We start from the raw sequence: 15,846 nt of genomic DNA on the forward strand, positions 1-15,846 counted from the left end.
CTTATTTCTGATTTTGGGTTACTAATTCTTTACTATCCTTCAGTTTAATATCAGTCCCTAATCGCTGTAGGTATGCAATCAGTGCAACTATTTCCCTGTCTCTCATATTCACAAAATCTTCTCCATTGTCTTGGGCATACTTTTTATCTGCTTCGTATGATGTTGCGAAATCTGGATCTGAATATAAATTCTGTTCAATCTTATTTCCTTGATCTGTCATACTTTGCTGCGCATTCGCTATTTCTTCATCTGTATAAGGAACTCCCAGAGTTACCATTGCCCTCATTTTAGCTTCTGTACTGCTCTTATCAAGCTTATTTCGTATCAACCATTTATACGCAGGCATAATGGATCCTGACGATGTACTTTGTGGGTCATACATATGATTAAAGTGCCAGTTATCTGAATACTTTTCTCCTATTCTGTGAAGATCGGGGCCCGTACGTTTACTACCCCATAAGAATGGATGATCGTATACAAATTCCCCAGCTTTAGAGTATTCACCATATCGCTCTACCTCACTTCTAAAAGGACGTATCATTTGTGAATGACAACCTACACAACCCTCTCTGATATACAAATCTCTACCCTCTAGCTCTAATGGAGTATACGGTTGTACACTTGTAATCGTCGGAATATTAGATTTTACCAATAGTGTAGGAACAATTTGTATAATCCCTCCGATTAAAATCGCTACTGTTGCATAAATAGTCAATTTAACAGGTTTTCTTTCTAACCAAGTATGGTACTTTTCTCCTTTTTGTCTGTATTTAGAAACTCGTTTTAAAGCAGGTGCTTCCGCTAACTCGTCTGTAACGTCAACTCCTGATTTTACAGTTTTAACCACATTGTAGAGCATGATGATTGCACCAAGGATAAATAAACTTCCTCCAATAGCTCTCATCCAATACATTGGTACGATCTCATTCACGGTTTCTAAGAAATTTCCGTACGTCAATGTTCCGTCCGGGCCAAATTGTTTCCACATAGATGCTTGTACAAATCCTGCGATGTACATCGGTAATGCATACATTACGATACCTAAAGTTCCTGTCCAAAAATGGATATTTGCCAATTTGGTTGAATATAATTTTGTTTTAAACATTCTAGGAATCAACCAATACAGCATTCCAAAAGTGAAAAACCCGTTCCATGCCAACGCTCCAACGTGTACGTGCGCAATAATCCAATCGCTAAAGTGGGCAATTGCATTCACATTCTTTAACGAAAGCATAGGGCCTTCAAAAGTTGCCATACCGTAACCGGTAATAGCCACCACCATAAATTTCAACACAGGGTCTGTTCTCACTTTATCCCAAGCACCTCTTAATGTTAATAATCCGTTGATCATACCTCCCCAGGAAGGTGCTATTAGCATAACAGAAAAGGCAACTCCTAAACTCTGCGCCCATCCAGGTAGGGATGTATACAAAAGGTGATGTGGTCCTGCCCAGATATAAATAAATATCAAAGACCAAAAGTGCACAATGGATAACTTATAAGAATATACGGGTCTGTTGGCTGCCTTAGGAACAAAATAATACATCAATCCTAAGAAAGGTGTCGTTAAGAAAAATGCTACTGCATTATGCCCATACCACCATTGCACCAGAGCATCTTGTACACCAGCATATACAGAATAGCTTTTTAACACTCCAACAGGTAGTTCTAAACTATTGAAGATATGCAATACAGCTACGGTTACAAAAGTTGCTAGGTAAAACCAAACTGCCACATACAAGTGTCTTTGTCTTCTTCTTAGTATGGTCCAGATCATGTTTACTCCAAAAGCAACCCATACTAAGGCAATGGCAATATCTATCGGCCATTCAAGCTCAGCATACTCTTTGGATGTAGTGTATCCTAACGGCAACGTAATCGCCGCTGCTACAATGATCAACTGCCATCCCCAGAAATTGAAATTGCTTAAAAAATTGCTAGCCATTCTTGTTTTTAGCAATCGCTGCAAGGAGTAATATACCCCAGCGAAAATAGCGTTTCCTACAAAGGCAAATATCACTGCATTGGTATGTAGTGGTCTTAATCTACCAAAACTTAACCATGAAATCCCGTCAGTAACATTGGGGAATAAAAACATGAAAGCCAATAGTAAACCAACACTAAAACCAACGATACCCCATAGTAGCGTTGCGTAAATGAATTTTTTTACGATCTTGTTGTCGTAATAAAATTGTTGCATCTCCATAATTAAATTATTTTGTATCTGTTAATGGTTAATTGTTTTCTTCTTTCACAATCTCATCATCAAACAACATGCGAACAGAAGGAGTATACGAGTCATCGTATTGTCCTCTTTTTACCGAAATGATAAATGCTATAAAAAAAATAATAGCTACCAGAATACTTAAAGAAAGTAGTAAGTAAATAACGCTCATATCTTGCCTGATAATTTCTATGTAAAATTACCTCTAGAGCATTCCTTAAAAAATGATATTTATCATGTTTCCAAAAAAAATGACCATTAAATGGTCATTGAAAAAAGCTGCGTTTTTGGTTTGCTTTTTTGAAGTCGTTTGTCAAACGCCATACAGACGTTCCTCACAAATGGCCTAGCTTCTTCATATAAGATTAATCGTTCTTTTTCAATTGTAATAAGACCGTCCTTTTCCATTTCTTGCAATAAAGAAAGGCTCTCTTCTATAGCTGGAATTCGTTCATGTTCACGTTCCCATGAAGTACAAAAACTACACATTATATTTAATATATGTTTCCTAATGACAAGATCTTCATCGGTGAGTATATGTCCTCTAAACACTGGAATTTCACCCAAATCTACAAGCTGCTTATATTCTTTAACTGTCTTTACATTTTGAGCAAATCCATACCAAGAGTCTGAGATAGCCGACATACCAAGACCAATCATCAGTTGCGTTTTATTCGACGAGTACCCCATAAAATTTCTATGTAGTGTTTTCTCTCGGTTCGCCTTATACAAACTATCCGTTTTCAATGCAAAATGATCCATGCCTATTTCGTGATACCCTAACTCAAAGAACATTTTTTTCCCTATTTCGTATAACTCCCTTTTCTCTTCATCTTTTGGAAGATCTTGCTCATTAAATCCTCTTTGACCAACACCCTTTACCCAGGGCACATGTGCATAGCTATAAAAAGAAATTCTATCTGGTTTTAACTCCTTTGTTTTTTGAATGGTATCTATAATATTTTTCTTCGTTTGAAAAGGTAATCCAAAAATCAGATCATGACTGATTGATGAATATCCAATTTCTCTTGCCCATTCCGTAACGTTCTGAACATTTTCATAGGGCTGTCGCCTGTGAATCGCTTTTTGAACGTTCTCATCATAATCCTGAACACCAAAACTTACTCTTGTAAAACCCAATTTATATAAAGTCTCTAAATGTTCTCTTGTTGTATTGTTAGGATGCCCTTCAAAACTATATTCTTTGTTAGGATGTTCAATAGCTCTGCCTATCAGCTCTTGCATCAAGTTTTTTAAATTTTCTTTGGAAAAAAACGTCGGAGTACCTCCTCCTAAATGAATTTCTTTAATAATAGGTTTCTCCTCCATTAGATTTGTATACAACATCCATTCTTTTAACAACGTTTCGATATACTCCTCTTCTACTTCATGCCTCTTTGTAATGTGTTTATGACACGCGCAAAACGTACATAAACTTTCACAAAAGGGTAAATGTATATATAAGCTGATCCCCTCTTTCTGATTACTCTCTTCAAAGGATTTTTTAAAAGTGGCAACCCATTTCTTTTTGCTGAATGTTTGATCTTCCCAAAACGGTACTGTGGGGTAACTAGTATATCTTGGTCCGGGTATATTGTATTTCTGAATCAATGACTTCATATCTTATAATGTTCCCAAGGCTAAATAAACCATATCCGTAAAAGTACTTTCGCGTTCTGCCGCTGTGGTTTTTTCTCCCGTTACTAAGCTATCAGAGATGGTGAGTATGGAAAGTGCATTTACATTATGCTTAGCCGCCGCTGTATAGATTCCTGCTGTTTCCATTTCTACACACAAAACTCCAAATTCCGCCCAGTGCTTATAATCATTAAAGTTATCTGTGTAGAACTCATCTGAACTTAGTACATTTCCTGCTTTAATGGAGATATTTCTTTTATCTGCCTCTTTCATAGCGCTTTTAAAAAGTCCAAAACTAGCGGTTGGCGCATAGCTTGCACCATGAAAGCGTTGCATGTTTATTCCCGATGTGGTTGACCCTGCCATTGCTAATACAATATCTCTAATTTTGACATCTTCTTGGTAAGATCCAGCCGAACCTACTCTAATTAAATTCTGAACCCCAAACTGTGTGATCAGTTCATTCGCATATATCAATGCAGATGGAATACCCATTCCCGTTCCCTGAACAGAAACACGCTTTCCTTGATATGTTCCCGTATATCCTAACATTCCTCGAACCTCATTGTAACAGAAAACATTATCCAGAAATGTGTCTGCAATCCATTTTGCTCTAAGCGGATCTCCCGGCAGTAATACGGTTTCTGCTATTTCCCCTTTCTTTGCTCCAATATGTATACTCATCTTAATATGAATTTTTATCTGAAAGCCCTGTAGTAACTAACAATACTCCAGAAGAAGTTCCTAACCTTTCAACTCCCATTTCGATATATTTTTTTGCTGTGTCTACATCTCTAATACCTCCAGCTGCTTTTATTTTTACATGATCTCCAACAGATTCTCGCATCAATTTTACATCTTCAAAAGTGGCTCCACCATCTCCAAAGCCTGTTGATGTTTTTATGTAATCTGCGCCAGCATTCTCTGATAGTTTCGAAACCAACTTAATTTCATCTTTTGACAACGCTGCATTTTCAAAAATCACTTTTAAGATCTTTTCTCCAATAGCCTGCTTTATCTCAAAAATTTCCTTTTCGACATATGCGTACTCTTTCCCTTTTAGATAGCCTATATTGATGACCATATCAATTTCATCCGCTCCATGTTCGATACAGTTCTTGGCTCCAAAAACTTTGGCTTCTGTAGTCATTGCTCCCAAAGGAAATCCAATAACTGCCGCTATTTTAACATTTGAGTCTTTTAGCTTTTCTTTTGCAAACTTCACATAACTACCGTTCACGCAAACGGCATAAAATTTATACTTGATGGCTTCATTACACAACTTTGAAATCTCTTCTTGCGTTGCTGCAGGCTTTAATAAAGTATGGTCTATATATTTATTGATCATCATTGTTTTTTATTTTTTTTCCTTCAATATTGGTTACAATAGTCGTAAAGATAACAACACTAATAGAACTTAAAGGCATTAATATAGCTGCAATAACAGGCTCTAATTGTCCGGTTACTGCAAAGTACAATCCTATACTATTGTAGCACAGTGATAATAAAAAACACTGTTTAATGATTTGAATAGAGCGATTTGACAGTTCTAGAAACTTTGGAATCAGAGAAAAACTTCGAGCATCTAAGATGGCATCAGAAGCTGGAGAAAACACATTGATGTTTTCTGACAATGAAATTCCCACATCACTTTGTGCAAGTGCTCCGGCATCGTTCAACCCATCTCCTACCATTAATACTGATTTGTTACCTTCTTGTAATTCTTTGATATAGTTTAGCTTGTCGTTTGGCTTCTGATTGAAAATTAGTGTCGTTGACTCTGGAACAAGCTGCTTTAATGTTTCCTTTTCACTTTCGTTATCTCCTGATAACACCGATAGTTTATAACTAGTACTCAAATTTGAAAATAGCTTTGCTACAGAGGTCCTATAGCTGTTCTTAATACTATAAACTCCTTTATATTTTTCATTGATACTTATGTGAACCTCTGTACGTAACGGATTGAATTGCTTTCTACCTATAACGAAACTAGAAGAACCAATTTTTATTTTTTCCCCATCAACAACACCTTGGATGCCCTTACCAACGACTTCCTCAAACTCATCTATTTCCTGACTTTTTTCAGTACTCAAATACGCATCTAATGCTCTACTCAACGGATGATTCGATTGTCTCATAACACTTTTAACCTTCGCACGTTCTTCTTGATCTAACAATGCACCCTCATATATAATCGTACTCTTTGTATTGGTAGTAATCGTTCCCGTTTTATCAAAAATTGCGGTATCTACAGCCGCCAAACGTTCAATCACATGAGCATTCTTCAGATAAAACTTCTGCCTTCCAAAAATTCGCAACATATTTCCTAAAGTAAACGGCGCGGCCAATGCAATAGCACAAGGGCAGGCGATAATCAGTACCGATGTAAACACATTTAAAGCTAAATTATAATCCTTGAATAGCCAGAATACTGTTGATATGGTAGCTATACTCAGCACAAATGCGGTGAAGTGTTTGCTAATTCGATCTGTCAAGGTTTTAAAAGAAGATTCTTTATCCTTTCTAAAAACATCGTTACTCCATAATTGTGTTAAATAACTTTGAGAAACCGTGGTTAGCACTTCCATTTCAATTGTGGTACGTAACTGTTTTCCTCCTGCAAATATTTTATCCCCTGATCTTTTACTCACAGGTTTTGATTCTCCGGTCACAAAACTGTAATCTATTTGTCCATTGCCATTGATCAATATTCCATCAACAGGTATTAACTCTTGATTTCTAATCAAAAGTCTGTCTCCCTTTTTTATATCGTAAATCTGTACATTTTCTTCTTTTCCATTTGTAATTCTGGTTACTGCAATTGGGAAGTACGATTTATAATCTCTCTCAAAAGATAGGTAGCTGTATGTTCTCTGTTGAAAAAACTTCCCTAGTAATAAAAAGAAAACAAGCCCAGTTAAGCTATCAAAAAAACCTGTTCCCAAATCCAATACGACTTCTACAACACTACGTAAGAAAAGTACTAGAATACCTAAAGCAATCGGAACATCAATATTAAGTATCTTAGATTTAATCCCCTTATAAGCCGAAATAAAATAGCTATCCGCAGCATAAAAAACGACGGGTAATGAAAAGATGAGCATTAGCCATCTAAAAATGAACTTATATTTGTCCAACCAATATTCAGACACTTCAAAATACTCAGGAAAAGATAAGAACATTACATTTCCAAAAGCAAATCCCGCTATTCCTAACTTATAATAAAGGCTTCTGTCTATTTGTTTTTTACCAGCATCATAGTCTTCTAAACTAATGTATGGTTCGTATCCAATACTATTAAGCAATAGCACCAATTCCTTTAAGGATAATTCGTTGGAATTAAATGTAATTCGTACCGTTTTCTTGGGAAAGTTTACCTGCGAGCTTGTTACAGATTTTTGAAGTTTATATAGATTCTCTAGAACCCATATACAGGAACTACAGTGTATATGCGGAATATATAAATTTACTACTTGAATACCTCCATCATCAAATTCTAATAGTTTTTCTACGACATCCTTATTATCAAGATAGTCGAATTTCCCTATCATTTCGTCCGGAATAGCACCTGGGTTATTCTGTAAATCGTAATAGCACGATAAGTCGTTTTCTGTGAAGATCTGATATACCGTTTTACACCCATTACAACAGAATGGTTTTTGATCTACTAAAATGGGATTCTTATCACAAGTATCTCCGCAATGAAAACATAATTTATTTTCCATTAAATATTTACTCTTTGCCTGGTACAAATTTCGGATACAAAATAGATTTAAAAGATGATAATTATCATCTTTTATGTATCTTTGAAATAGTCCACTAACACCTCATATATGAGCAAATGTGATCAATGTATTGTTCGTCAATTAAACTCGTTAAAAGAGCTTTCAAAAGACGAGTTAATTCGTATTTCAGAGTGTAAAACTTCTACCCTAATTAAAAGAGGTGATGTCCTTTTTGACGAAGGAGAGCATATTAATGGTGTTTTTTGTATCCGTGATGGTGTATGCAAAGTCTCTAAAATGAGTGCTAATGGCAAGGATCAGATTATTAAATTGATCAAAAAAGGAGATCTTATTGGAGAGAGAAGTTTAATTTCTAATGAGACTTCTAATCTAAAAGCGGTTGCTTTAAACGATATGGAAGTTTGCTTTATCCCTAAGGAAGAAATCATGAAAGATCTAAGGCAAAATTCTAATTTCACTATGAGTATTCTTAACGATCTGGCTGCTGCCCTAAAGCAATCAGATAATGTTGTGGTAGATATGGCTCAGAAGACAGTTAAACAACGTTTAGCAGAAACCTTACTACATTTAAACAAGAACTTTGACACAAAGGAAAATGGCGCTTTAGATATACAGCTTTCCCGAGAAGACCTTGCGAATATTATAGGTACAGCAACAGAATCTGCCATTCGATTATTATCTGGTTTTAAAAAAGAAAAACTTATTGATTTAAAAGGAAAAGAGATCTTTATTTTAGATATTGTAAAATTAAAGAACCTTTCAGAAGGTTTTTAATTGATCGAACTTGAAAACACTTTGGTATTATTCTTTTAGGATCTTAGTCAAAACGGCCTTATTCTTTTATATCAAAAGAATAAAAGTTGAAGGAAAGGAGCATATTCCTCAAAAAGGTGCTGTTCTTTTTACAGTAAATCATCCTAATGCGCTAATAGACCCTTTGTTGGTTGCTACAACTAACAGGAGAATGCAACACTTTTTAGTAAGGGCAGCTTCTTTTAAGAACCCTACAATTAAAAAACTACTCGCTACCTTAAACTTAATGCCAATCTATCGTATACGGGATGGAGTAAAGGAACTCGCGAAGAATGAAGCCATTTTTGATCAATGTTTTTCGATATTCAAAAAAGGGCAGGCTTTAATGATTTTCCCAGAAGGAAGCCATAACATCAAACGTACGATACGTCCTATTAGTAAAGGTTTTACAAGGATAGTCTTTGGTGCTATTGATAGGTATCCAGATCTCAAGATCACGATTATACCGGTAGGAATTACCTATCAAAATCCTTCCGAATATCCGACAAGTGTTTCTATAAAATACGGAACTCCAATTATTGCAAATGACCACTATGACATCAACAATATTCCTGCTGCTACTTTGAGCCTAAGAACTCAGGTTAGGGAACAATTAAAAAAAATGGTGGTACATATTCCGAATAATGAAAAATATCAAGACGTTCTAGATCAATTAAACAATGCTCATACCGATTATACTGAGGTTGCTAATGTAAACAGTATAATATCTGATGGCACTATCACTTCTAAAACGAAGAAATATCACTACTTTCTTCCTTTAAAAATATTGATTGTTCTAAATAGTCTGCTCCCCTGGTTGCTTTGGAAGCATATTGCTAAAAAAGTAGATGAAATTGAATTTGTGGATACTTTCCGATTTGGAATTAATGTAGTTACTTTCCCGCTATTCTATGGAATTCAAACTTGGATCGTATCGTTGCTTTTCGGATGGAAGATCGGATTAATATATCTTGGAACTTCGCTAGTTCTATTATTGATCTATACAAAGTTCGAATCTATTCCTCCAAAATCGATTCCTGAATAAGTCTCTGTATTTCGGTTCTGATATTTTCTTTTACTAAACCTCTATTTTCCATGGTTGGGTACACTCTATTAGATAAGAATACATAAACGACCTCACTCTCTGGATCTGCCCAGGTGTATGCTCCTGTAAATCCACTATGTCCAAAACTCTTGTCTGAAACACAACCACATGTAGCCTCTACTCTAGGATCTAATTGTGGTTTATCAAAACCTAATCCTCGACGCACTTTTTTATCTTCAAAGTAGCGTTTATTGAATTTATCAATAGTCGATGATCTTAGAAAACGCTGTCCCCCATAAAATCCTTTTTGCAAATACATTTGCATAATTTTCGCTACATCATTCGCATTGGAGAATAATCCTGCATGACCACTCACACCTCCCAACATGGCTGCCCCCATATCGTGGACATATCCATGAAGTAATTGGTTTCTATAGTATGTGTCTTTTTCGGTAGGAACAATTTCCTTTTTCGAAAACTTTTTCAACGGTAAAAAGGTGGTTCTATCGGCTCCCAAACCACTGTAGAACTCTTTATCTGTTAACTCATCTAAGCCTTTTCTATATTTTCTTTCAATAGCTTCTTTTAAGATATAGTACCCCAGATCGCTATACTTATACCCTGGTTTTTCTCTTTGCTCCGCTTCCTTTATATACTTGTAGATAGAATCTTTATAAGATTTACTCAAGTACAAATTCTCGGCTACCTCAATAGGAAATTTCTTTGACTTTTTGTTTCTATAGAACTGTTGTAGGTTTTTTCCAGTAATACTATCCTGAGTTAAGCGATAGAAAGGTATCCAAGCTTGTAATCGACCATAGTGTGATAGCAATTCCTTAACTGTTACGGTATCCTTATTAGATCTTTTAAATTTTGGTAGAATGTCACGAATGCTGGAGGAAAGCTTTATTTTTTTATCCTCTTCAGCCTTCATCACCATAGGTAAAGAAGCTAAAATCTTAGTCAAAGATGCAACATCATATAGATCAGAATTTTTTACAGTATCCTTCTGAGCATCCGTATGATACCCGAAACTCTTTTGATATACTACATTTCCTTTTCTGGCCACTAAGATCTGAAAACCAGGTGCCATTTTCTTGGTCAGTATCTCATTAGCCACAGAGTCAATTCTCGCTAATTTTTCTGATGATAATTGTACTGCTTCGGGAATTGAATATTGCAACCTATTCAAATTAGAAGTTGTAAATCCTGTTCCTTCGGCAAAATCTGACTTTATGGATACGGGTAGCTTTCCTTTAAACTGAGTTGCTCCAAACAAGGCTTGTGCAGAAATCTCTTGTGCAAGTCTACTATTTTGATAGGATACAACCACGCTTTCAATATTGGTAAAAGATTTTACATCCAGCAAACTATAAGGGCTTGCAAAAACATCAAGAATCACCTTCTTCTCTCGAGCAATTTCCTGCAACCATACTATTTCTTGATTGCTAAATTTATAGGATTTCCAAGGGTGTCTATTAGATTTATGAAATCCAACAATTACCAAATTATAAGGCTTCAATTTCTTCAATAATACATCTAGGTTTTGATCAGAAATGGTATCTACCTTCGTATAGTTTTGAAGCATATTTGCAAAGCTATTTCCTCGATCGTCTCCTAATCTCACATACGCTATCTTCTTTTCATCCAATTTTCGAATGGGAACAACATCACCTTCATTTTTCACTACAGTTAATGAAGCCTTTACCAGTTTTCTATGTAATACCTCGTCTTCAATCGTATTGAGTTCTTCTTGCAAATTTTCCAAAACAATGGGTTCGTACTTGTGCAATCCTACCCAATATTTGGCTCGTAATATTTTACGAACAGAAGTTTCTAATCTTTCTTGAGATAGTGCTCCAGTAAATAAGGCTTTCTTAATAAGTGCAACGGATCCTGGAACATCTTGCGGAATCAATAAGATATCATTTCCTGCTTTAATTGCTTCCAGATCTATTTCTGCAGAAGTCGCAAAATTAGTAGCTCCTTTCATGTTCAATCCATCCGTAAATATCAAACCTAAAAAACCCAGTTCTTCTTGCAATAAGCCTGTCACCACATTTTTGGACAATGAAGTGGGTAGTTCTCTATTTGGTTCTAACGAAGGAATACTCAGATGTGCGGTCATTACACTTGCTATTCCGGCATCAAAAACTCTTGGATATGGATATAGTTCAACGCTATCCAATCGTGCTTTGTCAAAATTCAATACGGGAAGTGCATAATGAGAATCCGTAGCGGTATCACCATGTCCAGGAAAATGCTTAGCATTTGCCATAACCCCTTCACTTTGCATTCCCTGCGTAAATGCAATAGCCTTTTCCGTAACATTGACTTTGTTTTCTCCAAAAGAGCGATTCCCTATTATCGGATTTGCTGGATTGATATTTACATCAACCACTGGTGCAAAATTGACATGAATTCCAAGTCGTTTACAATGCTTTCCTAAATGTTTCCCAAACTGCTCTATAAGGTTATTATCCTGAATAGCTCCTAAGGTCATGTTCCATGGAAAGCGATATGTGTTCTTTAATCGCATATCTAATCCCCATTCTCCATCAAAACCGATAAGTAACGGAACTTTAGACAGTGCTTGATATGTATTGGTAAGTGTTGCTTGTTTTTCTGGAGTTCCCTGCATAAAAATAAGATTTCCAACATGGTACTTGGTAATCATCTCCTTAATAAAATCCTCATGCTTTTCTTCTTTATTCGAATATGCCTGTATCATAAACAACTGGCCTATTTTCTCTTCCAACGACATGGTGTTTATAACACTATCTACCCAATGGGTTTGGGCTTTGTAATCTGCTGTATAAAGTGGATTTACATTTTGAGCAAATCCATTTAGGACTGCCCATGTTATTAGAAAAACAAAAATTTTATACCTCATTATCTACTCTCATTTTAAGCTAAAAAACGACGATGCCAACTTTGATTTGCCGGTACCTCCCATTTTGTTTCTAAATCTTCTTTTGTTGCTATCATGTTATTAAAAACAATCGTCTCTGCTGTAATCTTATTTGCTTTTGCATACTCCTTAAAAGCCGACATTTTCACAATATTTATATTATCTTGATCTTTAAACGAGATATTCATTTTATCCATCAAATCGACATTCAATTTTTGCTCCAAAGCTTGTACAAATCGAACAGAAGCATCAATAGAACATCCAGACACATCTGCGAAACTTTCATCTACTGCCAATACCAAAAACTGGTCATACTTTATAGTAAATGATCCCTTTAAATCATCTCCATGGCGCGTCCACTGCTCGACAAAGGTCTGTGCATTCTCCGAGATAAAATCTATCTCATCTCGCGTAAACATCCTTTCAGATTGATACACCCATACTCTAGCATTATTAGGTAAATTATTATATGTTATATACATTATCTTAAATTAAATTTTTGTTGCAACGCTTGCAATTTTTCTTCATCCGTCATTTTCTTTTTCGGAGTAACCATACGCTGTTTAATCTCACGCAATACTTTCTTCGTATACAATGGGAAGTCTGCATTTTGAATCCAGGCATTATAACCAGGGTTCTCTTTAAGTACTTCTTCTACAGTTCTACCTTTGTACTTTCCAAAAGAAAAAATCTCTTGATCTTGATCATTAAAGAGAATAAATCCAGCAAAATCTCCTCGTTTTCCATGTGTAGAGAATTCACTTAGCGCATCTACAGAGTTTTCAATATCTTCATATTTATCCAATTGAGCTTTTAAGATCTCATACGTCGCTTTAGTATCAGCTTCAGCAGAATGCGCATCATCTAAATCTTTTCCGCAATAGAACTTATAGCCTGCACTTAACGTACGTTGTTCTTTTTTGTGAAAGATAACTTGCACATCTATTGCTTTTCGATTATTCATATCAAAATCAATACCAACTCGTAAAAATTCTTCGGCTAACAGAGGAATATCAAATCGATTTGAGTTAAATCCAGCCAAATCAGCATCCGCGATCATTGTATTCACAACATCTGCTATCTCTTTAAATGTAGGTTCCGTAACCACCTTTTCATTAGTAATACCATGTACTGCAGTGGCATCTGCAGGAATTTCGATTTCCGGATTTACCAACCATGTTTTACTTTCCTGGGTTCCATTTGGAAATATCTTTAAAATGGATATTTCTACAATTCTATCGTTCGCAATATTAATACCTGTGGTTTCCAGATCAAAAAACACTATTGGTTTTGTGAGTTTCAACTCCATAAATTCATTCGTTTATATATACATTAAAAGTAAGAAAAATGTGTACAACTACTTCTAAAAATTACTCCAATTTTTAAAATAAAAACCCGAACTTGTACTCTCTTTAATTTGGTAAACATGAAAAAGCTTTTAGTACTTATTTTACTTGTTCTTGGAGTTGGATGTAGTACATCTCCGTCTAGAATTTTATTTAGTTCCAATGAAAGCGGGAACTCAGATATTTATATGATGCTCTTAGACGGTTCAGAAAAAGAAGCCATTGTACAGACTGATAAAGAAGAATGGGGTGCTGTATTTGCTACGCCGAACGTAATTCAATTCTTACGCCAAGATAGTACACGCATCAACCGTTATGAGTTTAATTTGATCACTAAAGATGAAAAAAAGATCGATCAACCCAAGGAGTGCATTCTAGATGACAAAAATATAGTGTTTTCTGGATATGGTATAGAAGCATATACTTGTGCTGGAGATATATTTATAAAGGATAGAGATGCAAGCATTGGTAAAAACTACACCAAAGATCTTGACGGTACTTCTAACTATCTGGCATGGTCTTTTGACAACAGTGCCATTATCTTTACTAATAATGCCACTGGAAATAATGAAGTGTACTCAATGAATATAAGAACACGCGAGCTAAAAAATCTTACAAATAACCCTGCCAATGATGAACGTGGTGAATTATCGCCTGATGGAAGGTTATTAGTTTTTAGTTCGAACAGAAAAGATCCTTCGGATCCTGACCTTTATATTTTGCATCTAGAGACCAATGAAATCAAGAACATAACCAATAGCAAAGGATACGACCTAATTGGTAGGTGGTCTAAAGATGGATTCTCTATTGTATATGGAAGTAATCGAAGTGGAAACTGGGAAATTTATAGGTACGATATCCTAAATGGACTGTCTACACAATTGACAAACAATAGTGCTTTTAATGGCGATCCCAGAGTACGGTAACCTATGAAGAAAGTTAAGTATACTGTTACGAGTCTTCTTTTCCTTTCGTTATTGGTGATAGGGTGCAGGCAAGTACAACAAAAGCAAAAATCAAATATGGAAGATACATCAATGAATGCAATGACAATTATTAAAGAACTAGGCTTACTTGAACATCCTGAAGGAGGTTACTTTAAGGAAACCTATAGAAGTACAGGTGAAATATCCAATGTAGAATTGGGTCAAAAGTACAAGGGAGATCGAAATTACTCAACGGGGATCTATTTTTTGCTGACTTCAGAAAAGTTTTCAGCATTTCATAAGATCAACCAAGATGAAATGTGGCATTTCTATAAAGGTGCTCCTCTATTATTACACATGATCAGCAAAGAAGGCGAATATACTTCGGTGATCATAGGGAACGATTTTGATAAAGGTGAAGTTCCTCAATATGTAGTAAAAGGTGGTGATTGGTTTGCTGCCGAAGTGATTGGTGACAATACCTATACCTTAGTGGGCTGTACAGTGGCTCCTGGATTTGATTTTGCCGATTTTGTATTGCCAGAACGGAAAGAGTTGGCCAAACAATTTCCACAACATCAAGAAATTATAACGAAACTAACACATCATTAAATGAAAATATTAATTGTAGGTGGAAACGGGACCATTGGAAAAGTGGTAGCAAATCATTTTAAAAATGATCATGAAGTGCTTATTGCCGGAAGAACATCTGGCGACGTCACTGTAAACATTGCTGAGAGCTCCTCAATAACAGCCATGTTTGAAAAGACTGGAAAATTAGATGCTATTATTTGTATAGCTGGTGAAGCTAAATGGGCGCCGTTTCAAGAACTCTCTGAAGAAGATTATTATATCGGTTTAAAGAGTAAATTGATGGGTCAAGTAAACCTAGTACGGATTGGTCAGAAATACCTAAATGAAGGTGGTTCTATAACTTTGACTACCGGAATTCTTGCAGATGACCCTGTGATTAAGACAGCGAGTGCTTCGATGGTTAATGGTGGAATTCACAGTTTTGCACAAGCTGCTTCTTTAGAAATTGAAAACGGAATTCGACTCAATGTTGTTTCATCGGGAATGGTTGAAGATGCCTATGAAAAATACAAAAGTTATTTTCCAGGTCATAACCCAATTCCCATGTCTAAAGTAATCAACGGATATGCTAGAAGCGTGTTAGGAAAAGGAAATGGTGAGATTATCCGTATATATTCTTAAAGC

At 35.7% G+C, this 15,846-nt stretch carries 14 protein-coding genes; 5 read left to right on the plus strand and 9 right to left on the minus strand.

Going from position 1 to position 15,846, the window contains the following annotated elements; genetic code table 11:
• Position 1: 1 nt before the first annotated feature.
• The 6 genes from ccoN to RQM59_RS13345 form a co-directional block, all read right to left on the minus strand.
• Positions 2 to 2,206: a cytochrome-c oxidase, cbb3-type subunit I gene (gene ccoN / locus RQM59_RS13320; RefSeq protein ID WP_349242614.1), complete on the minus strand. Its 2,205-nt coding sequence runs from the start codon at positions 2,204 to 2,206 to the stop codon at positions 2 to 4.
• Positions 2,207 to 2,234: 28 nt separating this feature from the next.
• Positions 2,235 to 2,396, minus strand: a complete 162-nt coding sequence (gene ccoS, locus RQM59_RS13325) for a cbb3-type cytochrome oxidase assembly protein CcoS (RefSeq protein ID WP_349242615.1) — start codon at positions 2,394 to 2,396, stop codon at positions 2,235 to 2,237.
• An 86-nt stretch (positions 2,397 to 2,482) separates the two neighbouring features.
• Positions 2,483 to 3,844: an oxygen-independent coproporphyrinogen III oxidase gene (gene hemN, locus RQM59_RS13330; protein ID WP_349242616.1), complete on the minus strand. Its 1,362-nt coding sequence runs from the start codon at positions 3,842 to 3,844 to the stop codon at positions 2,483 to 2,485.
• Between the two features lie 3 nt (positions 3,845 to 3,847).
• On the minus strand, positions 3,848 to 4,546 hold the full coding sequence (gene deoD, locus RQM59_RS13335) for a purine-nucleoside phosphorylase (protein ID WP_349242617.1): 699 nt from the start codon (positions 4,544 to 4,546) through the stop codon (positions 3,848 to 3,850).
• A gap of 1 nt (position 4,547) precedes the next feature.
• The gene (deoC, locus tag RQM59_RS13340; protein ID WP_349242618.1) at positions 4,548 to 5,213 is read right to left on the minus strand and encodes a deoxyribose-phosphate aldolase; all 666 of its coding nucleotides are present in this window, start codon (positions 5,211 to 5,213) and stop codon (positions 4,548 to 4,550) included.
• A complete protein-coding gene (locus tag RQM59_RS13345) occupies positions 5,200 to 7,587 on the minus strand; it encodes a heavy metal translocating P-type ATPase (protein ID WP_349242619.1) in 2,388 nt (795 codons plus the stop codon). Before RQM59_RS13345 ends, deoC begins: the two co-directional genes overlap by 14 nt.
• Positions 7,588 to 7,695: 108 nt before the next feature.
• On the opposite strand from RQM59_RS13345, the gene RQM59_RS13350 reads away from it, so the two are divergent.
• Positions 7,696 to 8,382 carry a Crp/Fnr family transcriptional regulator gene (locus tag RQM59_RS13350; RefSeq protein ID WP_349242620.1) on the plus strand — a complete coding sequence of 229 codons (687 nt, stop codon included), beginning with the start codon at positions 7,696 to 7,698 and terminating at the stop codon, positions 8,380 to 8,382.
• Positions 8,383 to 8,392: 10 nt separating this feature from the next.
• Positions 8,393 to 9,445 (plus strand): lysophospholipid acyltransferase family protein, encoded by a 1,053-nt coding sequence (locus RQM59_RS13355; RefSeq protein ID WP_349242621.1) that lies wholly within the window; start codon positions 8,393 to 8,395, stop codon positions 9,443 to 9,445.
• On the opposite strand, the gene RQM59_RS13360 is transcribed toward RQM59_RS13355, so the two are convergent.
• The 3 genes from RQM59_RS13360 to RQM59_RS13370 are packed head-to-tail and all read right to left on the minus strand — an operon-like array spanning position 9,417 to position 13,665.
• Positions 9,417 to 12,338, minus strand: a complete 2,922-nt coding sequence (locus RQM59_RS13360) for a serine hydrolase domain-containing protein (RefSeq protein WP_349242622.1) — start codon at positions 12,336 to 12,338, stop codon at positions 9,417 to 9,419. The genes RQM59_RS13355 and RQM59_RS13360 overlap by 29 nt on opposite strands.
• A 14-nt stretch (positions 12,339 to 12,352) precedes the next feature.
• Positions 12,353 to 12,838: an ABC transporter ATPase gene (locus RQM59_RS13365; RefSeq protein WP_349242623.1), complete on the minus strand. Its 486-nt coding sequence runs from the start codon at positions 12,836 to 12,838 to the stop codon at positions 12,353 to 12,355.
• Positions 12,838 to 13,665, minus strand: coding sequence for an exonuclease domain-containing protein (locus RQM59_RS13370; protein ID WP_349242624.1), 828 nt, complete (start codon positions 13,663 to 13,665; stop codon positions 12,838 to 12,840). The genes RQM59_RS13365 and RQM59_RS13370 overlap by 1 nt, the downstream gene beginning before the upstream one ends.
• Before the next feature lie 117 nt (positions 13,666 to 13,782).
• Between RQM59_RS13370 and RQM59_RS13375 the strand changes: the two genes are divergently transcribed.
• Genes RQM59_RS13375 through RQM59_RS13385 form a run of 3 tightly spaced genes read left to right on the plus strand, consistent with a single transcriptional unit; the run spans position 13,783 to position 15,843 of the window.
• Complete coding sequence (locus RQM59_RS13375) at positions 13,783 to 14,628, plus strand: hypothetical protein (RefSeq protein WP_349242625.1); 846 nt, start codon at positions 13,783 to 13,785, stop codon at positions 14,626 to 14,628.
• A gap of 3 nt (positions 14,629 to 14,631) precedes the next feature.
• Positions 14,632 to 15,240, plus strand: a complete 609-nt coding sequence (locus RQM59_RS13380) for a cupin domain-containing protein (protein ID WP_349242626.1) — start codon at positions 14,632 to 14,634, stop codon at positions 15,238 to 15,240.
• On the plus strand, positions 15,241 to 15,843 hold the full coding sequence (locus RQM59_RS13385; protein ID WP_349242627.1) for a short chain dehydrogenase: 603 nt from the start codon (positions 15,241 to 15,243) through the stop codon (positions 15,841 to 15,843).
• Positions 15,844 to 15,846: the final 3 nt, after the last annotated feature.

The organism is Asprobacillus argus (assembly GCF_032248395.1).
In the GTDB taxonomy this organism is placed as follows: Bacteria; Bacteroidota; Bacteroidia; order Flavobacteriales; family Flavobacteriaceae; genus Polaribacter; species Polaribacter argus.